Here is a 24,374-nt window from a genome sequence, read left to right as displayed (position 1 = left end):
AGTCGGCCTCGGGCCGCGCGGACCTCGACAAACCCACTCAGCACGCGCAGCACTCCCCCTACGCAAGGACATGACTCATGTACAAGGCACTCGGCAAGTGGTGCTTCGGACATCCGTGGCGCGTCCTGTCGGCCTGGCTGCTGACCGCCGTCGCCGTCGGCATCGTCGCCGGCGGACTGGGCCCGTCGTTCGGCGCCGAGCTGTCGACCCCCGACTCCGAGAGCGGTCGGGCCGCGGACATCCTCGGAGAGCACTTCGGCAACGTGGGCTCGCGCGTCAGCGGCACGATCGTCCTCGATGCCACGGGCGCCGACGCCGGTGTCGACGACCCCGAGATACGTGTCGCGATGACGTCGCTGCTCGCCGAGGTGGACGCGATCGCCGACGTCTCCGTCGGGTCGCCCTACGAGCCCGGGGGCGCGCATCGCATCGCCCCGGCCGGGCCGGCAGCGGGGCGCATCGCCTACGCCGACGTCGAGACCGCGCCCGGATTCAACGTCGACGAATCACTCGCACTGCGCGCCGACATCGACCACGTCATCGATTCCAGCGGGCTGCGGGATCTGCCCGGCGTAAACGTGCACATCGGCGGAGCGTGGCTCTCCGAGCAGGAGCCCCCCGAGACAGAAGCGATTGGCCTCGCCTTTGCCATCTTCGTGCTGATAGCGGCAGTCGGCTCGGTGGTTGCGATGGGCGTGACCGTCGGCACCGCGCTGCTCGGCGTGGGCATCGGCGCGATGGGCATCGTCATCATCAGCAACATCGCAACGGTTCCCGACTTCGCATCGACGATCGGCGTCATGATCGGCATCGGCGTCGGCATCGACTACGCGCTGTTCATCATCAACCGCTTCCGCGAGTGGGTGCGAGACGGGCTTGACCTTGCCGATGCCGCCGCAGCGGCGCTGGACTCGGCCGGACGCTCGGTGGTGTTCGCCGGCGCCACGGTGGTGCTGTCGCTGCTGGGCCTGCTGCTGGTGGGCCTGCCGTTCGTGTCCGGCCTAGGCATCTCCGCAGCGGTGACGGTCGCCATCGTGATGGCGGGGTCGATCACGCTGCTGCCTGCGGTGCTGGGGCTCGTCGGCGGGCGCTTAGGCACCATCAAGGTGCGCGGCATTGCCGCGTCGGCGCTGGTCGCGCTAGCCCTGCTGGGGTTCGGCCTCGGCATCATGCCGCTGCTGGCCGGCATCCCTGCTGCGGTGGCAGTGATCATCGCCGGATCGTTCGTCAAGAACCGCAATCCGCTGCGCCGGGTCATACAGCAGCGGCCCCCCAAGGCACTACGCGAGACCTCGTGGTACCGGCTCAGCCGCATGGTGCAGGCACGGCCGTGGACAGGCGCTCTCGGCGGCGTCGCCCTGCTGTTGCTGCTGGCGGCGCCAGTTCTGGGCCTGCGCCTAGGGTTCTCCGACGAGGGCAATTTTCCGCCCGAGAGCTCGACACGGCAGGCCTACGACCTGCTCGCGGAGGGCTTCGGCCCCGGCGCCAACGGCCCGCTGCTCATCGTCGCCGAGACACCGCAGCCGGACGACACAGCGTCGATGGGAGCGCTCGCCGATGCCGTGCGCGGCACCGACGGAGTGGCCATGGTGTCGCCGCCGATTCCGAGTCCAGACGGCGGTGCCGTGTTGATCCGGGTGCAGCCGACCACCGGCCCGCAGGACGTCGCCACCGAAGATCTCGTCGAGCGGCTGCGCGGCGACGTGCTCCCGACTGCGCTCGCCGGGACGACTGTCTCAGCGAATGTCGGCGGCGGCGTGGCATTCGGGATCGACTTCAGCGACTACTTGGCGCAGCGGATGCTGATCTTCTTTGCCGCGGTGCTCGGTGCCTCGTTCCTGCTGCTGATGGCGGTGTTCAGGTCGCTGGTGGTGCCGCTCAAGGCCGTCGTGATGAACATGCTGTCGATCGGTGCTGCCTATGGCGTCGTCGTCGCCATCTTCCAGTGGGGATGGCTGGGCAGCCTGTTCGGCATCGAAGGGGCGCCCATCGAGCCCTTCATCCCGATGATGCTGTTCGCAATCCTGTTCGGCCTTTCGATGGATTACGAGGTCTTCCTGCTGTCGCGCATGAAAGAGGAATACGAGCGCACCGGCGACCCGGTCAACTCGGTTGCCGACGGGCTGGCTGCGACCGCCCGGGTCATCACCGCCGCGGCCGCCATCATGGTCGTGGTGTTCGGCAGCTTCGTGCTGGAGGACAACCGGGTCATCAAGCTCTTCGGCTTCGGACTGGCAGCCGCCATCGCGTTTGACGCAACCGTGGTGCGCATGCTGATCGTGCCCTCCACCATGGAGCTGCTCGGCACCCGCAACTGGTGGCTACCCGCTTGGCTCGACCGCATCATCCCCAACCTGCGCGTCGAGGGCGAGCTGCCCGAGCGAGCGTCCGAACCGGCGACGAGCGGCGACCCGGACCGGGCTGGCGCATCGCTCGGCAAGGGGGCCTGAGCGACCACGGACAGCACGAGGAGCACTGTGACCGGCAGCGCCGATACACCGGCAATGAAGCGCCAGAAGCGACCGCGCAGCGGCCAACGGGTCGCCAACCGCGCGATGCGACCCTCCCCCCTAGTGATCGCAGCCCGTGTTGCAGGGTCGCCTTCGCCGAACGGTCCCAGATTCTCACCGAATGTTCAGCCAGCGGCGAAGTCGCCGACCTCGGCGCCGCTGGCGCGCACTAGCTCGTCGGGCGCCAGCTCGAACACGGTGTCCGGCGTGCCGGCCGCCGCCCACACGGTCTCGAAGGCCAGCAGCGCAGGGTCCACCACGGCCCGCATCTGTCGCGCATGGCCGAACGGTGGCGTGCCGCCGATCGCATAACCCGTGGCTTCCCGCACACCGTCAGCGTCAGCGCGGCTGATGGTGCCGCCGAGCAGCTCTCCGAGCCGCTTGGTGTCGACTCGGTTGGCACCCGAGGTCAACGCCAAAACCGCATCGCCGTCGCACAGAAACACGAGCGATTTGACGATCTGCCCGAGTTCGCAGCCGACCGCAGCAGCCGCCTGCTCGGCGGTACGGGTGCCCTCGGGAAATCGCAGGATCTCCGGTGCCATTCCCGCTTCCTCCGCGCCCGCAAGGAACCGCTCACGAGCGCCCATTCTGCGCCCGGCCTCAGTCATGCGCCGCAAGATATCGGGGCACGTTTCGATTTCAAGCTGACGCCGACAACGGCACCGTTACCGGCTGCGACACCGATCCCGTGTCCATCCGCTATGCCAGCCCCCATGAGGCGCGCAACTCGCTCATCGTGAGCCGGTTGCCCTTGCGGCCATTGCATGCCCCACACAGCAGATGCAGGTTCTCGTCTGTGTCGGGACCGTTCTTGCTTCGAGGAACGATGTGATCAAGATGGAAATCGTCGTAATACTTGGCTCGGTCGCAGCCGGGACAGGCACGGCGGTCGCCGGTGCCGAGACGCTGCCAGCAGATCGCCCGTATGTTGCGCGACCGGCGTGGGGCATCGGGGTCTGTGCGCTGCGGCGGGTTCTTGGGAAGATTGACAGTCTGTGTGGACAGGTCCAAGAACGCTGTCCCGTCGGAATGCTGCTGCAGCCGCTTGAGGGTGATGCCGGTCGCGACTTCATCGACGTCAACCCCGGCCCAGCGCCGACCGAGTCGTTCGGCGGCCACCATCGTCGTAGCGCATCCAGCGAACGGATCAAACACCAGATCGTCAGGGTCGGACGACGCAGCGATGAAGTGCTCATAGAGCGCAAGCGGCTTCTGCGTCGGCCACCCTGTCGCCTCATTGCCGGAGACAGCGGGTATGTGGGCGATGATGTCGCTGGCAGGGATTCCCTGCTTCGTCGACAAGTAGCTCTTGTAGCGGGGAACGCCGTTCCTGGTCCAATACAGCAGCCCAGCGTCGTCCAGAGCGGCACACTTCGCGAGGACGTCGAGGTCCTCATAATTGTCAGGCAGCTTGTCGGCGGCCTCTGATGGGAACTTGTCTCGGCGCGGCGGCGCCCATGCACGCCCCTTCGACGGCAGGGCACCCTTGAACGCTTCGTACGCCAGCGCCCCGCCGGCCTTCCCGCCAGTCAGTTGCTCTGTGGCATAGGCGCCGAGTCCGTCGCCGTCGTTGTGACGGTAATTTCCCTCCACGTAGTCAGGATCGTGAGGTCGGTACTGCTGGTTCCAAGTGAATGTCGAAGACTTCGAGTAGAAGAGGATCCGGTCGCTGTCTCGTGCATATCGCCTGGTTCCCAGCGACTTGGTGCTGGTGCGCTTCCAAACGATCTCATTGAGGTAACGCGAGCCGAAGATGCAATCGAGGAGCTGCTTGAGGTAGTGGCTGGCGTGCGCGTCGCAGTGCAGATAGAGACTGCCAGCCGGCTTGAGAATGCGGTGAAGCTCAATGAGCCGAGGCGCTATGAACGACAAATAGGCCTGCATTGGCTCACCGGCTGACAGCCCAGCTCCAACGACAGTATGGAAGAGAGCCGGATCCGCCGCCTCTTGGAGGTCGGCCCAATCATCTTTCTGGCTGTCCATCGTCCATGTGTCGTCGAACTGGGCACCGGCGGCCTCCGAACCCAAGGGTGCGTTGTAGAAACGCTTGGAGTTGAACGGCGGGTCGGTCACGATCAGGTCGATGCACGCGCTGTTGATGCCGCGCAGCACCCGGAGGTTGTCATCGATCCACAGGGTGCGATTGGCAAAGTTCGGATCGGGCATCATGCTTGCGGACTGGGGCAACGGAGAGGTTGCGGAGCTCCCCAGGGGTCAGGGGAGATGCAGTCGCCCGTGAGTGCTGTGTTGACATGACTCCCCAAGAGAGTCGGGGCGGCAACAAGCAAGTTCTCAAGCTCGAGACTGGCCATTCGGCCCGAGAGGAGCACGTTGCGCCCTTGGCCAAGGTGGTCGCGCCCAAGGACGTGCTGCATGGCCGTCAGTATGACAGCCGGGTGTCACAGGCAACCCCCGACCTGGTCTTCGAGTGGCTGCGAGATGGCGTCACAAGCCCATGAGCGTGCGGACCCAAGACCGGCCCGCCGCCCCGCGAGAACCAGCTCGCTATCTACCGTCACGGGCGGCGGCTACTCGGCCCAGGCCTTGACCTGGGAGATGACCTCGAGGGGGTTCTCGGTCTCGGGCGGAACGGTGATGTCCAGGTAGTCCACGCCGACCGAGCGGTACACCTCGACGCGCTCGCGCACCCGCTCGGGATCGCCGGTCAGGCTGGCCCGGTCGACATAGTCGTCAGGCACTGCGGCGAAGGCCTCGTCGCGCTTGCCGGTCAGGAAGAGGTCCTGGATCTTCTCGGCCTCGTCCACGTAGCCGTACCGCTTGAACAGGTCGTTGTAGAAGTTCTTGTCGCGGGCACCCATGCCGCCGACGTAGAAGCCCACGTTGTCGCGCACGCCCTTGCGGACCGCATCGACCATCGGGCCCGAGCCGAGCGCGACGGTGCCGCCGGCCACAATCTGCAGATCGCCCAAGCCGTCGGCCCGGCGGGCGCCGCCCGCTGCCAGCGAATCGCCCCACACATCATTGAACTTCTCGGGCAGGAAGTGGATCGGCTGCCACACGTTGGCCAGCTCGGCGGTCAGCTCGACATTGCGCGGCCCGATTGAGGCCACTGCAATCGGGATGTCGGTGCGATATGGCTTGCCCATCCGCTTGAGCGGCTTGCCCAGGCCAGTTCCGCCGTCGTAGGGAAGGCTGATGGCACTGCCGTCGTGGACGACCCGGTCGCCCGACCACACCTTGCGGCAGATCTCGATGACGTCGCGGGTGCGGCCGAGCGGCTTCGAGAACGGCACGCCGTGCCAGCCCTCGATCACCTGCGGCCCCGAGGTGCCCAGGCCCAAGATGAAGCGGCCCTCCGACAGCGTGTCGATGGTCATGCCGGTCTGGGCCAAGATCGTTGGGCTGCGGGAGTAGATCGGCAGGATTCCCGTCATGATCTCCATGCGCTCGGTCTTGCCGGCCACGAATGCCAGGGTCGACACCAAGTCGAAGCCGTACACCTCTCCGCCCCACACCATGTCGACACCGGCCGCTTCGAGGTCGGCAACATGCTGGCTGAGCCGCTTGGGGTCCAAGCTCGCACCGGCGCCGATTGCCATGGATATCTTCATCGTCTAACTCCGTCTGCTTCGAGGTCGGTTGCATGGTAATAGCAAGGCCACAACATCGTGAGGCCCAGGTGTGAGTGACAATCCACCCGCGGATGCGGGAGCTATGTCCGATGCCGGATCCGTCGGCGAGGCCAACGAGGTCGCTGACGAGATCATCAACACGCTGCGGCGCTGGGTGGACGAGGTGGTCGTGCCCGGGTCGTCAGCGCTGGAACTGGCCGACGAATACCCGACCGAGATGGCCGCCCAGATGGAGGCGTTCGGTCTGTTCGGCGCGACGATCCCCGAATCGCACGGCGGGCTCGATCTCGACCATGTGACCTACGCCCGGGTGATCGAGGAGCTGTCGCGAGGGTGGATGTCGCTGGCGGGCATCGTCAACAGCCATCTCATCTGCGCCAAGCTCATCGAGCGCTTCGGCACCCAGGCCCAACAAGACCGATCCCTCCCCCAGATGGCCACCGGCAAGCTGCGGGGCTGCTTCTCGCTGTCGGAGCCCGACAGCGGTTCTGATGCCGGCGCGCTGCGGTGCCGTGCGGTACGCGACGGCGACGAATTCGTCATCAACGGCACGAAGATGTGGGTCACCAACGGGGAGCGTGCGGGCATCGTGGCGCTGCTGGCACGGGTGCCCGAGGGCGACCCGTCGGGAAGCTCGGGCATCACCTGCTTCCTGGTGGACAAGACGCCGGGCACGCACTCGGGCGGCATCACGGTCAGCCGCAAGATCGACAAGATCGGCTACCGCGGCTTGGAGACCGTCGAGATGTCGTATGTGGATCACCGCGTCCCGGCCGACCGGGTGCTCGGTGGCGCTGGACTCGACGGAGACAGGCTCAATGGAGACGGTCTCGACAGACCCGGAGGCATCGGCAACGGCCTGCGCTGGGCACTCACGGCGCTCGAACTCGGCCGCATCAACGTGGCTGCCCGGGGCGTCGGCGTCGCCCAAGCTGCCTACGACGCAGCGGTGGCATATGCGAAGCAGCGCGAGGCATTCGGCAAGCCCATCGCCAAGCACCAGGCCATCGCATTCAAGATCGCCGAGATGGCCACCAAGCTGCACGCTGCGCGGCTGATGACCTACGACGCCGCCCGCAAGGCCGATGCCGGCGAGCGGGTCGACCTGGCCGCGGGCATGGCCAAGCTGTTCGCCTCCGAGACAGCGGCAGAGCTGTCGCTCGACGCCATGCGTATCCACGGCGGCAACGGCTTCTCCACCGAGTACCCGGTGGAGCGCTACTACCGCGACGCCCCGCTGATGATCATCGGCGAGGGCACGAGCGAGATTCAGAAACTGGTCATCAGCAGGGCACTGCTCGCCGACGACTGAACCGCCTCGCGCCACCGACCCGGCTCGGGACGTGCTTGGTGTGACGCCGATTCAGCCGAGGCGCTGATTGATGCGAGCCACTTCGTCGATCAGAGTGCCGTTCACCGCGGCGGCCTCGTCGATACGGGTTTCGAGACGGTCGAAGCGCACATCGACATGTGCGAAGCGCTCATCGACAGCATCGAAACGCTCGCCGATCTGGGCGAAGCGCTCATCGACAGCATCGAAACGCTCGCCAAGCTGGGCGAACATCTCACCCAGCCAGTCCCGCATGGAGTCGGCCTCGCTCACGATCGTGACTGTACTGGACACGCTGGCACATTCGAAGCATGACGCTCGACAAGTGCATCGCGTCGGCCGCAGCGCCGAATTCGGTCTCGTGGATGCACTGCGGCAACTCAGCCCGGACGTTGCGCCAATGATTCACCCTGGGCTTGGAGGCTGGTCCGCCATTGCCCGGCATGCTCGCTGGGCCGCTCGCTTGCAGGCCCTCTAGGTTGACTGGCACGCACGTGGAGGCATGAGCAATGGCAGACCGCAAGTCGTTCTGGGCATGGTGCCTGGAATCCGAGGAACCGACCGACGCCGAGCGGGCCGAGCTGGCCAAGAAGCTCTCGGCCCAGTACGGCACCGAGATCGTGGCCAAGCCGGTCCCATCGGTGGACGACGCCGACCTTCGCCCCCCGCGCATCTCCATTCCCGACTCGGTCGCCGGCTGGTGCTCGGTGAGCACCTACGACCGGGCTCGCTACGCCTACGGCGCCCACTTCACCGAGCGCGTCCGGGCGTTCAACCTCGACTTCCCCAACCCTCCCGACGTCGTGGCGCACCCTCGCGACGAGACCGAGGTGGAGGCCACGCTCGACTGGTGCGACGCCAACGGCTACATCGCCGTGCCCTACGGCGGCGGCTCGTCGGTGGTGTGGGGCCTCACGCCTCCCGAAGACCGCGGACCCACCGTGGTGATCTCACTGGACCGGCTCGACCAAGTGCTCGAGATCGACGACGTGTCACGCGCGGCCCGCATCCAGGCCGGCGTGTTCGGCCCCCACCTCGAAGACCAGCTTCGGCCCAGCGGGCACACGCTGCGCCACTTCCCGCAGTCGTTCCGCTTCTCGACGCTGGGCGGCTGGATCGCCACACGCTCGGGCGGCCACTACGCCACCAACCACACCCACATCGACGAGTTCGTCGAGTCGACTCGGATGATCACGCCCTCGGGCTGGTGGGAGTCGCGCCGGCTGCCCGGCTCGGGGGCCGGACCCAGCCCCGACCGCATGGTGATCGGCTCGGAAGGCATCTACGGGATCATCACCGAAGCGTGGATGCGCATCCAGAAGCGGCCCACGTTCCGCGCCACCGCCGGCATCACCTTCCCGTCGTGGGAAGCCGGCTACGACGCCGTGCGGCACCTCGTCCAGGCGAAGATGTGGCCGGCCAACCTGCGGATCCTGGACCCGGCCGAAGCCGGACGGGCAGCAGGCATGGACGGCGAGCATGCGCTGGTGATCGTGTCGTTCGAATCGGCCGAACTCACACAGCGCCACAACATCGCCCAGGCCGTCGAGATCGCCCGAGGCTGCAACGGCCACGTGCCTGACGACGAGATCCAGATCGACGACGGAACGGGCACCCCGACCGGGCGCGGCGGTGCCGTCGGCGCTTGGCGCAGCGCGTTCATCGGCGTCGGCAATGGCGTGGAGACTTCGCTGGGCCTCATCAACGACACCTTCGAAACCGCGATCACCTGGGACCAGTGGCCCGAATTCGATGCCGTGGTGCGCGAAAAAGTCGGTGCGGTGCTGGCCGAGGTGTTCGGCGAGCACCACTCGCTGTCATGCCGGTTCACCCACGTGTACACCGACGGCCCGGCGCCGTACTACACGTGGTCGGGCATGGGCACCCCAGGCGGCGAGCTCGAGCAGTGGCAAGCCGTCAAGGACGCAGCCAACGAAGCGCTCGAATCGGCAGGCGGTACCGCCACCCACCACCACGCCGTCGGGCGCATGCACCGCCCCAACGCCTACGACCGCCAGCGCCCCGAGCTGTTCGCCGAAGCCGTCCGGGCCGCCAAGAAGCGACTCGACCCCAACGGCATCCTCAACCCCGGCGTCCTCATCGACCCCTAGAACGCGACAAGCGGCCGCCGCTGCCGAGATTGATCCCGGCGGCGGCGGCCGCTATGTCGCTCAGTGAGGAAGGATCAGCGGCAGCCGCCGTTGTCCTTGTCCCAGGCGCAGTTCGGCGAGCCGCCGTTCACGTCAACGATATCGCCGACGATGTCCCACGTCTGCCCGTCGGCGTCGTACTGGCTGAAGTCCGAGCCCTCGATGTAGTAGCCGTCCACCGCGCCGTCGGCTGCGAAGTTGATGCCGTCGAGCAGCAGCGGGTGGTAAATGTCGAGCGACCGTGCGGCCAGGATGAAGTTCGTCCTGGTCAGCCCGCCCGGCAGCTCCACGGCCACCCGGATCGCCTCGGTGTGCGGGTACGCGAAGTAGTAGCCGGTGCCCAGCAGCGAGATCTCAGGATCGAGGCCCCGGTCTGCGAGCTCGCCGCGCAAGAACGCGATGAATGGCTCGTCGACATGCTGGGGATCGGTGGAGTCCTTCACGCCGCCGCCCACGTTCCACCAGCCGTCCGCGGAGTCGCCTGCGGGCGCCATGTACGCCGCCACTGCCCTGCAGACCGACGGCGTGAACGCCACCGACAGGTCGTCGAGCAGGCCCGAGGCATCGACCTCTTGGATGGCGAGCAGGCACGGGTTGCCCGCCGTCATCGAGATGAACACGTCAGGGCTTGCTGCGGCGATCGTGGTGACCTCGTTGGTCAGCGTCGGCGCCGCCGGGTCGTGACGCACCGGGACGAACTCCGACACCACATCGGGGTTGGCGTGGGCGTATGCCTCGAAGCCCAGCTCGTACGCCAGGCCGAAGTCGTTGTCCATCACCAGGCCGGCCACCTTGACGGGCAGCTCATCGGCCAGGTTCTGCCTGATCCAGTTGCCCCACAGGATCGCCTCGGTCGAGTACGACATCTGCATGCCGGTGGTCCACGGGTGGTTCACCGGGTCGCCCCAAGCCGGGTGACCGGTTGCCACCATGACCTGCGGGATGCACTCGTCGTTGATCTGGTCGTACACAGCCAGCGTGTTCGGCGAACCCAGCGTGTGGAGCGCGAAGACGTTCTCAGACTCGATCAGCTCATCGATGAACTCGATGGTCTGAGCAGCCACGTAACCGTCATCACGGGAGATCAGCACCATGTCCTTGCCGTCCACACCGCCGGTCGCATTCACGTACTCGTAGTAGTTCTCCCAGCCGACGGTGATATCGCCATAGGCGGCCAGATTGCCCGACTTCACGGTCGTCTGGCCGATGCGGATCGTGTCGTCGGTGATGCCCGTCGTGTCCGACCAGTCGGCCGGGCACTCATTCATGTCGATCTCGAATCCCGACGGACCCCGCAAGATGCCGTCGTCGCCCACGCCGTACTCGCCGGCCTCCATGCCCGCGGTCAGATTGGCCACGATGGCCCCACGCTGCGCAGCGGCCAACTCCCAGATCCCGTCGATGGTGGACAGATCGAAATCGTCGATGTTGACCGACACCATGCCGTCATCAGCCATGTCCTCATCGGCCATGTCACCCTCACCTTCGGCGGCGTCTTCCTCCAACGCCTCCTGGGTGATGCCGCCGCCGATCGAGCCCTCATCCTCCGGCTCAGCCTCGTCAGACATGTCCTCGTCCGCCATGTCCTCGTCAGACATGTCGTCGTCGGCCGTCTGCGTGCCCGCGTCGGTCGAGCCGCCGTCTGCATCGTCGTCGTCACCGCCACCGCACGCGGCTGCAATGAGCGAGAACGCGAACAGCAGCGCCAGCAAGCGCCACAGCCCTCGGCGTGATCCTGTCATGGGAATCCCCTTGCGTTGTCGTGCCGCACCGACGACCGAGAAGATCTCAGACGCCAGACGGTTCGGCTGACCCTAATGGCCCACGCAGGGTCGATTTGCCCTGAACGTGTTCAGACAAGCGCGACAAGCGTCCGCCGCTGCCGAGATTGATCTCGGCGGCGACGGCCGCCTGTGTGGCTGAATCAGATGTTCAACGCCTGCCCAGCGGCAGCCGCTGCAGCCTCGCCTCAGTCCAACCGCCTAGCAGCCATAACCGCTTCGTGCGCCGCCTCGCGTCGGCGCTCGGCCCACTTATCAAGAGCTTCGGTTATGCCGATGCCGCACACGACGGCTAGGGCATGCCACCCCGAAAACCGGTCGGCGACATAGAGCAAGAGAAAGATGCTTGCACACGCCCAGAATGTCGAACGGCTGCATTGCGGCTGGAGCAGTGACTCGGCGTCGGTGCTCATGGGTTCAGGGTAGTGCGGGGCGCTCATTGGCAGTGCCCCGGCGGGAAGTCGTCGTACTTCTGGCACATATAGCGCTTGTAGAGAGCCCGCTGCTCATCGTTGGTCACGGGCGCGTGCCGCTCCACCACGTCACGCCACGATCCCTCTAACGACGGATCGTCGCCCTCGCCGCTGCTGTCGTCGTCACCGTCGCCGCTGGGGCTGTCGCCGCTGTCAGAGTCCGCGTCAGGGTCGCTGTCGTCGATTTCGAAATGTTCAATGACCTTCTCGCAACCCAATCCGGCCACCGCTGCCTTGATGCCGGTTACCTGGGCGGCTTTGCCCTTGGCCTTTCCAAAAGCCATGACGAAGGCAAAGCATTTTGCCCACGTAGCGGCGTCGTCTATGTGTTCCTGCCCGGGGAGGTCGTAGTTCCAAGCCTTCGTCATCTCCTTGCGAAGTGCTTCGTACGCCTGTCGCTCGCCCTCGGCTGCCTCGGCGCGGCTCTCCCCGTAAGACTCGAGGAGCTTCGCAAGCGCGGCAAGTACAGCCGGAGCCGCTTGCTTGCACGCTGTCGGTGCTGGGCTGATTGGGAGCCGATTTCGGGCCTCGGAGGCCCATATCGGCGCTGTTTCGTGTCGGTGATTGGTTCTAGTGGGCGCTCTATAGGCCTGTTCGGGCCGTCTGTCGGCCGGCACGGCGGCGTTCTAATGGCAGCGCAGCGCCGAAATCGTGTTCCCGCCAGCTATGCGGGTTCTCGGCTGCGCGGCCGTGTGACCTGGCGTCAGCTCGGCGGCGATCGGCGCGCCGGCGACTAGACGCATTGTCGGCGGCTGCTATTGAGCACGTCGAGCGCGTGGGGCGGCGGCTGATTGTGCGCTGTCGGTTCCGGAACTCTTCGGCCTCCGGTTCGGCGGGATCTTGAAGACGACGGCTCGGCGGCCGTGCGCCGCCTGGCCGACGCTGCGATGCATGGCCACACATCGCCCGGCGTCGAGCTGGGCCGCTGCCGGCGGCTGGGGTCGTGCTGAGCCATCGGGGATGGCCACGACCTCGGGCGTTACGCGAGGGCCGCCCGGTCGCAGTGTTCGCGCGGTCCGGCACGCTGCAGCGCTCCCGCCTGGCGGGCGCTGCTGGCCACATCGGCGGCGGCAGGGATGATGCGCCGGTCTGGTGTTCCGTGCTGTACCGGCACGGTCGAGGCCGCGGCTGCGCTGTGGGTGCTCGCAGCCGGCTGTGTTCGGCGGCGGCTATTCAGCACGTCGAGCACGTGGGGCGGCGGGTGATTGCGCGCTGTCGGTTCCGGAACTCTTCGGCCTCTGGTTCGGCGGGATCGCGAACACGATGGATTCGGCGCCGGCTCATCACGTTCGGCGGCGATGTATGGCCACACATCCCCTGGGGCCGTGCTGTCGCCTGGGGCCGTTCGGCGGGCGCCCGTCACGCTCGGCGCTCCTGGGCATCGCCTCGGGCCGTTCGTCGCCTGCAGGCGTGCGCTCGGCGGTCGGGGATGGCCACGACGTCGAGCACGCCTCATGGCCACGGGCGGCCGGCGAGTGCTGCTGCGGCCTGGGCCAGCATCGCCCACGCGGCCTCTACAGGCCGCTAACGAGCCGCAGCCTCCCTCGCCGCCTCACGACGGCGCTTCCTCACGAAACGCGTATACGACACGACGCAGTAGCACAACACTGCGGCGAACACTACGGCGACTAAAGGCAGCCCCGGAACGCCCCATTCGACCAAGTAATCCATCGCCAGCGACGACGCGAAGGCCGAGAAGAAAACTCTCGCGTGCACGCGGCGGGACCACGGCCAAGTCGTCGTGGTGCCACTGCGCGCCGTGGTCATGGTGTCAGGGTAGTTCGGGTCGCTCATTTGCAGAACCGGTCGATCCTGGCGCAGGTCATTGGCCGAGGCCGGCGAGGGCCGCTTGGCATTGCTCGATGGCCCAATCTCGGTTGTCGTAGCTGCTTTGGTACTGGCTGTATCCGGCACCGTTCACGAACAGAGTGACCCCGCCGCGACCAGGGCGCGCCACGCGAACGCTGTCCACGGGCCGCAGTAGCTGCCCGCCGAGTTCTCCTCGGCGTTCTCGCCGTCGGGCGGGTCGCTGTCGCCGGAGTCCGAGTCGTCGGTGCTGTCGTCGGGCGCGTCGTCGGTGCTGTCGTCGGCCGCGTCGTCGGTGCTGTCGTCGCCGTCCGGGTCGCTGTCGTCGCCGCTGAATATCTCGACGATGATTACAGCCGCTTCGACGAGAGCGGGGCAGGTGATGCCGACGGTCCCAGGATGGGCTGCGAGCCATGCGATCCACGCCGGGGCCGCCGCGCCCCCCGTGCCCACAGTGGTCGTGGCTATGGCCTTTGTCAGTGCGACGCAGGCGGCGCCGCTTGCGGTGGCCCTGATGATCCGTTTTGCTTCATCGGGCGTTGCGTCCCAGAGCTTCAGTATCTCTAGGCCGAGTTGCCTGTGCAGCTCGGCCTCATTGATCGCGGCCTCCCCTTGGTATTCGAATACTTTCCTCCACGCATTCGCGACCGTTGTTCCGTAGAGGGCGGCGACTTTGTCCACCCATGTCTGTATCTCCGCGGTCGTCATGCCTTTGCAGGCCGCCGGCCGGGTGGGCAGCGTGGGCGGGGTGTTGGTGCCGTCGTTGACCCTGTTGAGCGCGTCGATCAGGTTTTCTGCGTAGTCGCCGCAAGGATCAGCCGTCGTGGTGGTGGTGGGCGGCGGCGGCGTGTCCGTGCTCTCGGCGTCTTTCTTCTTTTTGGCTTCCTCGCGCTTGCGCTCGGCCTCTTTCTCTCGTTCGTCGTCGTCGTCGCCGTCGTTGTCGGGCGGCGGGGGGTAGCAGTTGTTGGGGGGTGTGCCGGTCGTGCCTGCGGGGCACTCCGCGCGCTTGCGCTCAGCCTCGGCCGCCTTGCGCTTGCGCTCAGCCTCCTCGCGTTTGCGTTCGGCCTCTGCTTGTTCGCGTTTGCGCTCGTCCTCGGCGGCTTGCTCGCGTTTGCGTTCGGCCTCTGCTTGTTCGCGTTTGCGCTCGTCCTCGGCGGCTTGCTCGCTCGTTCTGGTATCGCGCGGCTTGTCCCAGAGATCTTCTTCGGTCGGCGGGTCGTGGCTGTGGCTGACGTTGACGGTCTCGGTCCAGCACTGGTTTCCGGCGAATGGGTCGTAGGAGCAGCGCTGCACGGTCTTGGTGCGGGTGTGCGCATCGGCGGGCTCGGCGGTTGCGAGCGGCACGACGACGAGCGCTGCAGCGAAGGTGAGCAGCGCGAGCAGTGCTGTGGTGAGTCTGGTGGGCATGGGCGGGTGCCTCCGGTGAGTCGCGGCGTATATGGGTGATCCGCGGCTGCGCCGTCCGTCCGGGGGACCCATGCAACTGATGCCGCCCGTGAGGGCCGGCGCTGCCGCGAATCCTTCGTTTTCCACGCGCCGCGACGGCCGTCACGGCCGACGCCATGCCGTGTCAAACCTGCACTGCGTGCAGGCCGCTATCTCTCAGCAGATATGCGGGATATCGGCTGCGGGCGCCTCCGCGCGGCCTAGCGCCCGAGACGGCTTGACAGCCTCGCGCCAGCGTGTTAGAAAACGAAGGAATACCGGTACGCTTCGGGCATGGCCGACAAGAACCCAGCCTCCGGGACTGCGACACCGGCCGTGTGCTACGGCCGAGTCAGCACCGGCCAGCAGGCCGAAGCCGGGCACGGCCTCTCAGCGCAGCGAGAACGCGCCGAAGCGCACTGCTGGCTCGCCGGGATCGCCCCCACCGTCTGGATCGCCGACGAGAGCGTGCCCGGCAACGTCGCGCCCGACCGGCGGCCCGGCCTCGCCCGCGCTCTGACGATGCTCGCCGACGGCACCGCCAAAGCCCTGGTAGTGCCCGCCCTGGACCGACTCGGGCGCAACACCCGAGACATTCTCGACATAGCCGACCGCGCCCAAACCCAGCGCTGGCGGCTCGCGATCGTGGGCCTGGTCGACAGCGGCACCCCCGAAGGACGCGCCGTGCTCACCGTCATCGCCGCCATGGCCGAACTCGAACGCGGTCTCACCCGCCGCCGCACCACCGAAGGCCTCCAAGCAGCCAAACGCGCCGGCAAACGCCTCGGCCGTCCCCCGTCCCCCCACACACGCGCCGCCGGCGCCCGCGTCGCCGCACTTCGCGCCGACGGCGTCGCCTGGCGAGCCATCCCCGCCGCGCTCGACGCCGAAAGGCTCCCCCGCGCCGACGGAACACTGCGCCCATGGAACGTACGCGCCGCCCGAGACGCCCTCACCACCGTCACGCTCGACGCTCAAGCCGAAGCGGCACGCCGACACCACACCGACACCACAACCAGCGACACACCGGACTGACCCGCCCGACGACAACGAACCACAGACACGACAAACGGCCGCCGCTGCCGGGAACGACCCCGGCGGCGACGGCCGCCCGTGTTGCTGAGCCAGATGTTCGGCGCCTGCCTAGCTGCAGCCGCTGACTGCGATGCGGCGCCTGCCTAGCTGCAGCCGCCGTTGTCCTTGTCCCAGACGCAGTTGCCCGAAGCGCCGTTCACGTCAATGACGTTCGAGACGATCCAGGAGTGCGTGGACGAGTCGTACTGGCTGAAATCGGTGCCCTCGATCGGGAACGCATCGGCGTTGCCGTTCATGGCGAACGTGATGCCGTCCAGGAAGATCGGGTGATGGATGTCGATCGCCCGCACCGCCAAGATGAAGTTCGCCCGGTTCAGGCCCGCCGGGTTGTTCGCACTCGCAGGCAGCTCCGCAGCAATGCGCAGCGCCTCCACGTACGGGTAGCCCAGCATGTAGCCGTTGCCGAACATCGAGATCGTCGGATCGAGGTCATTGGCCTCGAGGCTCTCGATGATGAAGTCGATGAACGCATCGCTGCCGATGAGCGCCGGGTCGGTGGTGTCCTTGAGACCGCCGCCCACGATCAGCCAGCCGTCGCCGTCATCGCCAGCCGGAGAGATCCAGCTTGCCGGCGCCTTGCACACCGACGACGTGAACGCTGCCGAAATCTCTTCCTTCAGACCCGACGCTGCGACCTCCTGGATGGCCAGCAGGCACGCGTTGCCCGCGGTCATCGAGATGTAGACGTCGGGGTCGTTGGCAGCGATCGTTGTGATCTCGTTCGTGATCGTCGGCGAGGCCGGGTCGTGACGCACCGGCACGAACTCAGACACCACGTCTGGGTTGTTGTGGGCGTATTCCTCGAAGCCCAGCTCGTAGGCCAGACCGAAGTCGTTGTCCATCACCAGGCCGGCCACCACGACGGGCAGCTCGTCGGCGAGGTTCTCCTTGATCCAGTTGCCCCACAGCACGGATTCAGTTGAGTACGACAGGATGCTGCCGGTGGTCCACGGGTGTACCTCGGGATCGCCCCATGCCGGGTGGCCCGTCCACACGAACGGCTGCGGGATGCACTCGGCGTTCAGCGTGTCGTACACCGCCAGCGTGTTCGGCGAGCCCAGCGTGTGAATCGCGAAGACGTTGTCGTTCTCGATCAGCTCGTCGACGAACTCGATGGTCTGTGCAGCCACGTACGCATCGTCGTACGACTTCATGACCACGTTGCGACCGGCAACGCCGCCGTCGGCGTTCACGTGCTCGAGGTAGGTCTGCCAGCCGAGACGGGCGTTGCCGTACAGAGCGAGCGTGCCCGACTGCGGGCCCGTCTGGCCGATGCGGATCTCATTGTCTGTGATGCCCTCGGTGTTCGACCAGTCCTCAGGGCACTCGTTGAGGTCGATCATGAAGCCTTCGGGCCCGCGCAGGACGTTGTCGTCTCCGACACCCCATTCACCAGACTCGATATGGGCGGTAATCCGTTCGACAATCTGCGCACGACGGAACGTGGCCTCTTCGAAGATGCCCTCGATGGTGGAGCGGTCAAACTCCATCATCTCCTCATCTTCTTCCATCTCCTCCTCTTCGGAGGCCTGCTCGATGACGTCCTGGCTGAGGCCGCCGGCTTCTTCCTCAGGCTCGCCCTCGGCCATGTCCTCCTCGGCCATGTCCTCTTCGGCCATGTCCTCGCCGTCGGCCATGTCCTCGGTGGTCTCAGTCTCGGTTTCGGCGACGTCGTCGTCGTCCCCCCCCCCGCAGGCAGCCGCGACGAGTGAGAATGCGAACAGCAGCGCGAGCAAGCGCAGCAAGCGGTTCTTGGATAGTTGCATGGGTCCCCTCCTGGGTGGAACAGCAGCCACCGCGGCCCCGGATAGTGGCCACCCGGAGGTCATAGCCCCCCGGCTGTCCCCGTTGCCGCTGCGGCGGTGCGCGCGAGAGTAATCGCGCCGAGTCAGGCGTTCCCGTTCAAGGTGCGACGATTGCGTGACAATCGCCGTGCGAGCCAGATTCGACACAGCCAGGGCAGTCCGGCGTAGCGTGTCGGCCCATGGAATGGGGAGTCACTCTGCCGCACTTGGGCCGCGTCGGAAGCCGGGACGGGCTCATGACGTTCGCCTCGGAAGTCGATCGGCTCGGATTCGATTCGGGCTGGGCCTCGGACCACGTCTGCTGGCCGGCCGATCTGGTGTCGAAGTATCCGTACTCCGACGACGGCTCGTTCCCAGCGCCGCCCAAGACGGGCTGGCTCGATCCGATCGGCACGCTGCTGTTCGTGGCCGCGGTCACCGAGAACCTGCGGTTGGGCTTCAGCGTGCTGATCCTGCCCTACCGACCGCCCGTCGAAACGGCAAAGCGATTGGCGACCATCGACGTGCTGTCGAACGGCCGGCTGATCCTGGGCGTGGGCGTGGGCTGGATGCGCGAGGAAGCCGAGGTGCTCGGCATGCCGTGGGACCGCCGGGGCAAGCGTTCCGACGAGCAGCTCGAGGTGTTCCGCACGCTGTTCACGCAGGACAATCCGAGCTTCGACGGCGAATTCTATTCGTTTCCCGCCGTCGGCTTCGAGCCCAAGCCGGTACAAGACCCGGTACCGGTGTGGGTGGGCGGCAACACCGCTGCTGCCTACCGGCGTGTGGCGCGCCACGGGCACGGCTTCCATGCGGCGTTCGAGACGCTCGACGAGGTTGCGTCAGGCTGGCGCCAGGTGGGCGAGGCGTGCGACGCGGCGGGGCGCGACCGCAGCGAGATCACCCTGTCGTTGCGCTACTACCTCGACCCGGCGTCGGCGATGAAGCCAGCAGTGTCGATTGCGGGCAGCACCGAGCAGATGATCGACAGCGTGGGGCAGGTCGCAGATGCCGGCGTGACGCACTTCGTGGTCGACCCGGTGGCGCGTGGCGGCATCGAAGGCCGCCTCGACGCTCTGCGGGCCTTCATGGCCGACGTGGCGCCTCACTTCGCCTAGCGCCAGCCTTCCCTGCCGAGGAAATCGAGCGCGCCCCGCTGGCTGCGGGGCGGCAGACTCGGTGCGTGCTGTGGGGATCCTCGCTTGGGAAGTCGTACCCGCCGCGGCGGCTGTTCGCTGATGTCAGCGTGCAGCTCTCCGCCGGCCGGCGGGTCGCGCTGGTGGGCGGCAACGGCATCGGCAAGACGACCCTGCTGGAGATACTGGCCGGCCTCAACGAGCCCGATGAGGGCGAGGTCCACCGCCAGAACGGACTGACGCTCGGGTATCTGCCCCAGGAGCTCGACGAGATCACCGAGGGCACCGTGCTCGAGGCGACGCTGGCGGGCGCGAGCGACATCACCGCCATGACGGCCGAGCTGCGCTCACTGGAGGCACGGCTGGCTGACGTGGACGCCACAAACCACGACGACGTGCTGGCACGCTACGGCGAGCTGGAGGCCCGTTTTCGCCAGATCGGCGGCTACGGTTTCGAAGCGGAGGCTCACCGGGTGCTCGCCGGGCTGGGTTTCGCCCCTGACGACGCGCAGCGTCCGGTAGCGCAGCTGTCAGGTGGCTGGCGGATGCGGGTTGCGCTGGCACAGCTCCTGCTGTCGAAGCCCGATGTGCTGCTGGCCGACGAGCCCACGAACCATCTCGATGTCGACTCGGTGGCCTGGCTGGAGGATCAGCTCGCCTCCTGGGAAGGCGGGCTGCTGTTCGTCAGCCACGACCGCGACTTCATCGACGCCGTCGCCAACCGGGTCATCGAGATGGACGGCAAGAGCGCGTACGAACACGTCGGCGGCTTCGCCGAGTTCGTCGTGGCCCGTGAGGAGCGGATTGTCGCAGCCGAGGCGGCAGCGGCACAGCAGGCCCGGCGGCGGGCGCATACCGAACGCTTCATCGAGCGCTTCCGCTACAAGGCCACCAAGGCCCGCCAGGTGCAGAGCCGGATCAAGGCGTTGGAGAAGATCGAGCCGGTGGAGGTGCCCACCCGCAAGGAGCTGGCGGCACGCTTCGGATTCGGCACGCCTCGACGGTCGTCACGGGTGGTCACCGAGCTGGTCGATGCATCGCTGGGCTACGCCGACGGCGACGCACCCGTGCTGGAAGGCGTCGGCCTGGTCATCGAACGCGGCACCAAGGTGGGCGTGGTCGGGCCCAACGGCGCCGGCAAGACGACGCTGCTGCGGGTGCTGCGGGGCGAGCTGGGCGTGCTCGGCGGCGAGCTTCACCGGGGCCGCAACGTCGACATGGCCACCTTCGAGCAGCATCTCGCCGAGGTCATGGACCCTCGCCGCACGGTGGTGGAGGAATTCACGGCGTCGGTGGGCGATCAGCCGGGCCGCAACGTGCGCACCATGCTGGGCGGGTTCGGCTTTGCGGGCGATGCGGCCGACCGCAAGGTGGCCGACCTGTCTGGCGGCGAGCGGACGCGGCTGGCGCTCGGGATGACTATGGCCAACCCGGTCAACCTGCTGGTGCTCGACGAGCCCACCAACCATCTCGACCTGCCGAGCTGCGACCTGCTGGAGGATGCGCTGTCGGTGTACCCGGGCACGGTGCTGCTGGTGACCCACGATCGCCACCTCATCCGCAGCGTGGCCGACTCGCTGATCGTGGTGCGCGACGGCACTGCCACCCTCCACCCAGGCGTCGACGAGGATCTGCTGCGCCCCCCAGGACTCAGCACCCGCCGGACTGCCGGAGGCAGCACCGCGGGCAACACTCGCAGCCGGCGATCCGGCAGTGCGAGCAGCGACGATTCGGGCAGCGGGAGCGCCACCGGCAGCCGGAGCGCAGGCTCACAGACATCGCGCGCAGCCGCAGCCGAGCGACGCCGACAGGGCGCCACCAAACGTCAAGCCGCCCACGACGCGACAGCAGATCTGCGCCGAGCGCTGGTCGCGGCCGAGCGAGCATGGGAAGCCGCCGAACACCGGGTAGCCGAGTTGCAGGCGCTCCTCGGCGAGCCGGCTACCTACGACGATCCCGAGCTGGCGCGGCAGACGGCTGAGGACTACGGCCTCGCCAAGTCTGAAGCCATGACACACATGAGCGAATGCGAGTCGCTGCAACGACGCATCGAGCGGGCGGCGGCAAGCGTCTGACGCGCTGACGCCGACCGGCTGGGGCCCGTGCGCCGACCCGATGTCGCTAGCCGCAACCGGCGGGAGGCGGGGTGACAGCCACGTGGTCGACGGCGACGGTTCCGGTGCTGCCGTCGGCGTGCTGGTGGAAAGTGACCAGGCACGCCGTTCCGTTCGACGGTGTTCCCATGGGGGCGCCGGGGTACCAGGCGATGACCTCGCCGACGGACACGTCTGTGGTGACGTGCCAATGGCCGAGCGCCACGTAGTCGGCGGCGGTGGCCTCGATCTCTTCGGCGGCGATCGGCGAGGACCGGTGCGCGTCGTCCGCGGTGCGCTGGAAGTGCCCGTGCCCAGCGGCGATGAACCAGCCGTCGTCGGGTCGGGCAGGGACGCCGGCGAGAGGGCGGTAGTCGGCATCGTGGGAGTCCATGGCCCGGCCCCACAGGGTCAGGTCGTGCTCGCCGAAGTGCAGGGTCGCGCCCAGCGGATCATCGAGGAAGATCACTCCGGCGCCGGTGACTTCGAGGCGGTGCTCGTGGTCGGCGTGGGTGCCCCACAGGGTCCGTTCGTCGTGGACGTCGTGGTTGCCGGGGATGATGACCACCGAGGCGTCGACGTCGCCGAGCAGCTCCATGGTGTGCGCGACGTCGGGGCGGCGCAGCCGAGCGTGGTCGAACAGGTCGCCGGCGATCAGCAGCACGTCAGCCTGGTGGGCGGCTGCGGTGTCGGCGAGGGCGTGGATGGGGCACTGGCACACGTCGCGGTGCGCTCCGTGCGGCCCGCGCACGTGGCCGATGTGGACATCGGAGGTGTGCAGGACGCGCAGCGTGTGCCCTGCCCCCGGCATCTCGGTCTCAGCCAGTCCAATCACCGCGAGACAGCTTGCCACGGCATGCTGGCCGACACTCCGGGCCGACCCCCGGGGCCCTGACACTGGGCGTCAGACAACTTTCGGCTGGATGTCAACGCTGCGGCACCGCCGGTTCACAAGGGGTACATCCCCGCTTCACCTTCGGGCGGTACCTTCGACACGGTGCGGATTCTGGTGACCAACGACGACGGCATCTCCTCGGAGGGCCTGTACGTCCTTGCCAGCGCCATGACCGCTCACGGCGACGTCGTGGTGGTCGCACCAGACTCCGAGTACTCCGGCGCCGGCGCAGCGATCGGACCCCTGCACCTGATGGATCCCCAAGTACACAAGGTGCACTTCGAGGGCATCGAAGACGCTTGGACCGTGTCGGGCGCACCGGCGCTGTGCGTCATGTTCGCCCGCCTCGGCGCCTTCGGTCCGGTCGATCTGGTCGTCTCGGGAATCAACCCGGGCGCGAACGTCGGCAGATCGGTGTATCACTCCGGCACCGTCGGAGCGGTGTTGACAGGCCGCAACGGCAAGATCCCGGGGCTGGCCGTCAGCCAGACCGTCGAGGGGTTCGGCGTGGAGGGCCAGGGCTGGGAAGACGCCATCGCCGATCAGAAATGGCACTCTGCGGCCGAGGTCGCGAGCACGGTGCTGCAGGGTCTGCTCGCCGATGAGCATTCCGAAGCGTGGGCGGTGAATCTGAACGTTCCCAACTGCGAAGTCGCGGACATGAAGGGCTGGCGATTCACCGAAGTGGGCACCGTGCCGCCGCGTTCGATCACTTCGGTCAGCCTTGAGCCGCATCCCGACAACACCGAGGCATTCCGGGTGGCCATGCAGTGGGGCGATGCGGTCGACATGCCGGTGGAAGTCGACACCGGTGCGGTCATGCACGACTTCGTCTCGGTGTCGTTTCTGTCACGCATCACCGCGCAAGCGCCGACGGTCGAGACCAAGCTGACCGCCTGCCTCGACGGCCTGTTCTGAGCACGGCTGGGGAGCGCCGCTGCGCTGCGATCGTGTGCGATCAGGCGGTGAGGCGGCGGGTGACCCGGAAGTTCCGCACGAGCATCACGACGGCCGCGATGCCGAGCGCCACTGCTACCCACGCTCCCCAGGTTGCCAAGTCGGCGTAGGAACGGTGCTCGACTGCCAAGCCCGAGCTCACGCCGGCGGCGGCGCCGAGGGCTGTCATCAGCACGTCGGCGGTGGCTTGCACGCTCACGCGACGCTCGACGGGGAACGATGCTGTCAGCAGCGAGCTGGCCGACACGACGCAACAGCTCCAGCCGATGCCGATGAGGAACAGCCCCCACAGCAGACCGGTGGCGTGCTGGGCTTCGGTGTTGGCGGCCATGACGGCGCCGACGGTGAGCACGAGCGCGCCGAGCACGATGACGAGCTGACCGCCGATGCGGTCGACCAGCCAGCCCACATAGGGCGAGAACGCGAACATGCCGGAAATGTGCAGCGACAGCATGATGCCGATGATCAGCGGGTTCTGGTCGCCTTGAGCCATGTGAATCGGCGACACCGTCATGACGCCCACCATCACGGCTTGGGACAGCATCATCCCGATCAGGGCGATCGACGCCACGGGATGGGCCAGAATGCGGCCCGCCTCGGCGAGGCTCGGCAGCTTGACGCTGGTTGAGCCCGCATCGGAAGCCACCACTTGCAGCGGGTCGGGGCGCAAGCGGCGCCAGATGTTGAGGGCGCCGAGGCCGAACAAGCCGAGCGCCAAGGCGTACGGCAGCGCGAAACCGCTCAGCCCCTCGGTGTCGGCGAAGAGACTCTTGAGGCCGAGCGCCACCGTGGGCCCTAGCACCGAACCGACCGTGCTGGCCCACAGCACCAGGCTGATCGAGCGGGCCCGATTCTCATCGGTGGCCAGGTCAGCGCCGGCGTAACGGGCGGCCAGGTTGGCGGCCTGACCGGTGCCGATCAGCACCATGCCCACCACGAGAACCGAGTAGCGGCCCACGAACGCCGACAGCAAGGCGAGCGTGGCGCCGATGGCGCCGACGAAATAGCCGGCGGAGAGCCCGGCGCGGCGGCCGTGGCGGGCCATCAGCGCAGCGAGCGGGATGCCTGCAAGCGTGCCGCCGATGCTGAGGCACACGGCGGCCAGCGAGGCCTTGGTCTCGCTGCCCGTCATCTGGTCGGCCAGCAAAGTGGATGCCGAGAACGACGCCGTCATGGCCAGCCCGCCGGGGATCACCCCGAGCTGCAGCACCCGGATGGTGCGGCGGGCCAGTTCGTCGCGTTCGGGTGAACCGGGGAGGTAGGCGGCTCCCCCGTCGCCCGCCGACAAACTCTGCACCATCGCTCTAGCCTCCCGGCCCAGTCCCCGCGTCGTCATGCGGGTT

19 protein-coding genes are annotated in these 24,374 nt (G+C 67.4%); 8 read left to right on the top strand and 11 right to left on the bottom strand.

All coding sequences use genetic code 11. The features are described from left to right. Positions 1-77: 77 nt before the first annotated feature. Positions 78-2,450, top strand: coding sequence for an MMPL family transporter (locus ACOGJB_RS15805; protein ID WP_419838051.1), 2,373 nt, complete (start codon positions 78-80; stop codon positions 2,448-2,450). Between the two features lie 185 nt (positions 2,451-2,635). Here ACOGJB_RS15805 and ACOGJB_RS15800 read toward each other — a convergent pair whose 3' ends face one another. Together ACOGJB_RS15800 and ACOGJB_RS15795 are read right to left on the bottom strand one after the other, a co-directional pair. Further along, positions 2,636-3,121 (bottom strand): YbaK/EbsC family protein, encoded by a 486-nt coding sequence (locus ACOGJB_RS15800; protein WP_419838050.1) that lies wholly within the window; start codon positions 3,119-3,121, stop codon positions 2,636-2,638. A gap of 91 nt (positions 3,122-3,212) precedes the next feature. Then, the gene (locus tag ACOGJB_RS15795; RefSeq protein ID WP_419838049.1) at positions 3,213-4,682 is read right to left on the bottom strand and encodes a DNA methyltransferase; all 1,470 of its coding nucleotides are present in this window, start codon (positions 4,680-4,682) and stop codon (positions 3,213-3,215) included. An 83-nt stretch (positions 4,683-4,765) separates the two neighbouring features. Here ACOGJB_RS15795 and ACOGJB_RS15790 point away from each other — a divergent pair, with 83 nt between their 5' ends. Further along, positions 4,766-4,972, top strand: a complete 207-nt coding sequence (locus ACOGJB_RS15790) for a hypothetical protein (protein ID WP_419838048.1) — start codon at positions 4,766-4,768, stop codon at positions 4,970-4,972. Positions 4,973-5,041: 69 nt separating this feature from the next. Here the strand turns inward: ACOGJB_RS15790 and ACOGJB_RS15785 are convergent, their stop codons facing one another. Then, positions 5,042-6,085: an LLM class F420-dependent oxidoreductase gene (locus ACOGJB_RS15785; protein WP_419838047.1), complete on the bottom strand. Its 1,044-nt coding sequence runs from the start codon at positions 6,083-6,085 to the stop codon at positions 5,042-5,044. 103 nt (positions 6,086-6,188) lie between these two features. Between ACOGJB_RS15785 and ACOGJB_RS15780 the strand changes: the two genes are divergently transcribed. Further along, entirely contained in the window at positions 6,189-7,418 is a 1,230-nt protein-coding gene (locus tag ACOGJB_RS15780; protein ID WP_419840754.1) for an acyl-CoA dehydrogenase family protein, read from the top strand. A gap of 51 nt (positions 7,419-7,469) precedes the next feature. Here ACOGJB_RS15780 and ACOGJB_RS15775 read toward each other — a convergent pair whose 3' ends face one another. Next, complete coding sequence (locus ACOGJB_RS15775) at positions 7,470-7,709, bottom strand: hypothetical protein (RefSeq protein WP_419838046.1); 240 nt, start codon at positions 7,707-7,709, stop codon at positions 7,470-7,472. Positions 7,710-7,945: 236 nt separating this feature from the next. Here ACOGJB_RS15775 and ACOGJB_RS15770 point away from each other — a divergent pair, with 236 nt between their 5' ends. Then, positions 7,946-9,547, top strand: a complete 1,602-nt coding sequence (locus ACOGJB_RS15770; RefSeq protein WP_419838045.1) for an FAD-binding oxidoreductase — start codon at positions 7,946-7,948, stop codon at positions 9,545-9,547. Positions 9,548-9,621: 74 nt separating this feature from the next. Here ACOGJB_RS15770 and ACOGJB_RS15765 read toward each other — a convergent pair whose 3' ends face one another. The 4 genes from ACOGJB_RS15765 to ACOGJB_RS15750 all read right to left on the bottom strand — a co-directional run bounded on the left by ACOGJB_RS15765 (position 9,622) and on the right by ACOGJB_RS15750 (position 15,053). Beyond that, positions 9,622-11,328 carry an ABC transporter substrate-binding protein gene (locus ACOGJB_RS15765; protein WP_419838044.1) on the bottom strand — a complete coding sequence of 569 codons (1,707 nt, stop codon included), beginning with the start codon at positions 11,326-11,328 and terminating at the stop codon, positions 9,622-9,624. A 227-nt stretch (positions 11,329-11,555) separates the two neighbouring features. Continuing rightward, positions 11,556-11,780, bottom strand: a complete 225-nt coding sequence (locus tag ACOGJB_RS15760; protein WP_419838043.1) for a hypothetical protein — start codon at positions 11,778-11,780, stop codon at positions 11,556-11,558. 23 nt (positions 11,781-11,803) lie between these two features. Then, a complete protein-coding gene (locus ACOGJB_RS15755) occupies positions 11,804-12,208 on the bottom strand; it encodes a hypothetical protein (RefSeq protein ID WP_419838042.1) in 405 nt (134 codons plus the stop codon). A gap of 1,549 nt (positions 12,209-13,757) precedes the next feature. Then, entirely contained in the window at positions 13,758-15,053 is a 1,296-nt protein-coding gene (locus tag ACOGJB_RS15750; RefSeq protein WP_419838041.1) for a hypothetical protein, read from the bottom strand. A 312-nt stretch (positions 15,054-15,365) separates the two neighbouring features. Here ACOGJB_RS15750 and ACOGJB_RS15745 point away from each other — a divergent pair, with 312 nt between their 5' ends. Next, a complete protein-coding gene (locus ACOGJB_RS15745; RefSeq protein ID WP_419838040.1) occupies positions 15,366-16,106 on the top strand; it encodes a recombinase family protein in 741 nt (246 codons plus the stop codon). 143 nt (positions 16,107-16,249) lie between these two features. Here the strand turns inward: ACOGJB_RS15745 and ACOGJB_RS15740 are convergent, their stop codons facing one another. After that, the gene (locus ACOGJB_RS15740; protein WP_419838039.1) at positions 16,250-17,932 is read right to left on the bottom strand and encodes an ABC transporter substrate-binding protein; all 1,683 of its coding nucleotides are present in this window, start codon (positions 17,930-17,932) and stop codon (positions 16,250-16,252) included. A 218-nt stretch (positions 17,933-18,150) separates the two neighbouring features. Here ACOGJB_RS15740 and ACOGJB_RS15735 point away from each other — a divergent pair, with 218 nt between their 5' ends. Together ACOGJB_RS15735 and ACOGJB_RS15730 are read left to right on the top strand one after the other, a co-directional pair. Beyond that, positions 18,151-19,068, top strand: a complete 918-nt coding sequence (locus ACOGJB_RS15735; RefSeq protein WP_419838038.1) for an LLM class F420-dependent oxidoreductase — start codon at positions 18,151-18,153, stop codon at positions 19,066-19,068. Positions 19,069-19,133: 65 nt separating this feature from the next. After that, positions 19,134-21,161, top strand: a complete 2,028-nt coding sequence (locus tag ACOGJB_RS15730; RefSeq protein WP_419838037.1) for an ABC-F family ATP-binding cassette domain-containing protein — start codon at positions 19,134-19,136, stop codon at positions 21,159-21,161. A gap of 46 nt (positions 21,162-21,207) precedes the next feature. On the opposite strand, the gene ACOGJB_RS15725 is transcribed toward ACOGJB_RS15730, so the two are convergent. Beyond that, complete coding sequence (locus tag ACOGJB_RS15725) at positions 21,208-22,014, bottom strand: metallophosphoesterase family protein (RefSeq protein ID WP_419838036.1); 807 nt, start codon at positions 22,012-22,014, stop codon at positions 21,208-21,210. A gap of 162 nt (positions 22,015-22,176) precedes the next feature. Between ACOGJB_RS15725 and surE the strand changes: the two genes are divergently transcribed. Beyond that, positions 22,177-22,992: a 5'/3'-nucleotidase SurE gene (gene surE / locus ACOGJB_RS15720; protein ID WP_419838035.1), complete on the top strand. Its 816-nt coding sequence runs from the start codon at positions 22,177-22,179 to the stop codon at positions 22,990-22,992. Between the two features lie 40 nt (positions 22,993-23,032). On the opposite strand, the gene ACOGJB_RS15715 is transcribed toward surE, so the two are convergent. Next, positions 23,033-24,331 carry an MFS transporter gene (locus tag ACOGJB_RS15715; RefSeq protein WP_419838034.1) on the bottom strand — a complete coding sequence of 433 codons (1,299 nt, stop codon included), beginning with the start codon at positions 24,329-24,331 and terminating at the stop codon, positions 23,033-23,035. Between the last annotated feature and the right edge of the window lie 43 nt (positions 24,332-24,374).

This window comes from Candidatus Poriferisodalis sp., from assembly GCF_965208895.1.
Classification (GTDB): domain Bacteria; phylum Actinomycetota; class Acidimicrobiia; order Acidimicrobiales; family Poriferisodalaceae; genus Poriferisodalis.
Note: the sequence above shows the minus strand (reverse complement) of the source record. Positions and strands in the feature narration are given on the sequence as shown.

Excerpts from the sequence above, each read along its gene's own strand:
- ACOGJB_RS15765 (WP_419838044.1), bottom strand. The coding sequence starts at position 11,328 with ATGACAGGATCACGCCGAGGGCTGTGGCGCTTGCTGGCGCTGCTGTTC.
- ACOGJB_RS15755 (WP_419838042.1), bottom strand. The coding sequence starts at position 12,208 with ATGACGAAGGCTTGGAACTACGACCTCCCCGGGCAGGAACACATAGAC.
- ACOGJB_RS15715 (WP_419838034.1), bottom strand. The coding sequence starts at position 24,331 with ATGGTGCAGAGTTTGTCGGCGGGCGACGGGGGAGCCGCCTACCTCCCC.
- ACOGJB_RS15780 (WP_419840754.1), top strand. The coding sequence starts at position 6,189 with ATGTCCGATGCCGGATCCGTCGGCGAGGCCAACGAGGTCGCTGACGAG.
- ACOGJB_RS15795 (WP_419838049.1), bottom strand. The coding sequence starts at position 4,682 with ATGATGCCCGATCCGAACTTTGCCAATCGCACCCTGTGGATCGATGAC.
- ACOGJB_RS15800 (WP_419838050.1), bottom strand. The coding sequence starts at position 3,121 with ATGACTGAGGCCGGGCGCAGAATGGGCGCTCGTGAGCGGTTCCTTGCG.
- ACOGJB_RS15785 (WP_419838047.1), bottom strand. The coding sequence starts at position 6,085 with ATGAAGATATCCATGGCAATCGGCGCCGGTGCGAGCTTGGACCCCAAG.
- ACOGJB_RS15745 (WP_419838040.1), top strand. The coding sequence starts at position 15,366 with ATGGCCGACAAGAACCCAGCCTCCGGGACTGCGACACCGGCCGTGTGC.
- ACOGJB_RS15740 (WP_419838039.1), bottom strand. The coding sequence starts at position 17,932 with ATGCAACTATCCAAGAACCGCTTGCTGCGCTTGCTCGCGCTGCTGTTC.
- ACOGJB_RS15770 (WP_419838045.1), top strand. The coding sequence starts at position 7,946 with ATGGCAGACCGCAAGTCGTTCTGGGCATGGTGCCTGGAATCCGAGGAA.
- ACOGJB_RS15750 (WP_419838041.1), bottom strand. The coding sequence starts at position 15,053 with ATGCCCACCAGACTCACCACAGCACTGCTCGCGCTGCTCACCTTCGCT.
- ACOGJB_RS15735 (WP_419838038.1), top strand. The coding sequence starts at position 18,151 with ATGGAATGGGGAGTCACTCTGCCGCACTTGGGCCGCGTCGGAAGCCGG.
- ACOGJB_RS15790 (WP_419838048.1), top strand. The coding sequence starts at position 4,766 with ATGACTCCCCAAGAGAGTCGGGGCGGCAACAAGCAAGTTCTCAAGCTC.
- ACOGJB_RS15805 (WP_419838051.1), top strand. The coding sequence starts at position 78 with ATGTACAAGGCACTCGGCAAGTGGTGCTTCGGACATCCGTGGCGCGTC.
- ACOGJB_RS15760 (WP_419838043.1), bottom strand. The coding sequence starts at position 11,780 with ATGAGCACCGACGCCGAGTCACTGCTCCAGCCGCAATGCAGCCGTTCG.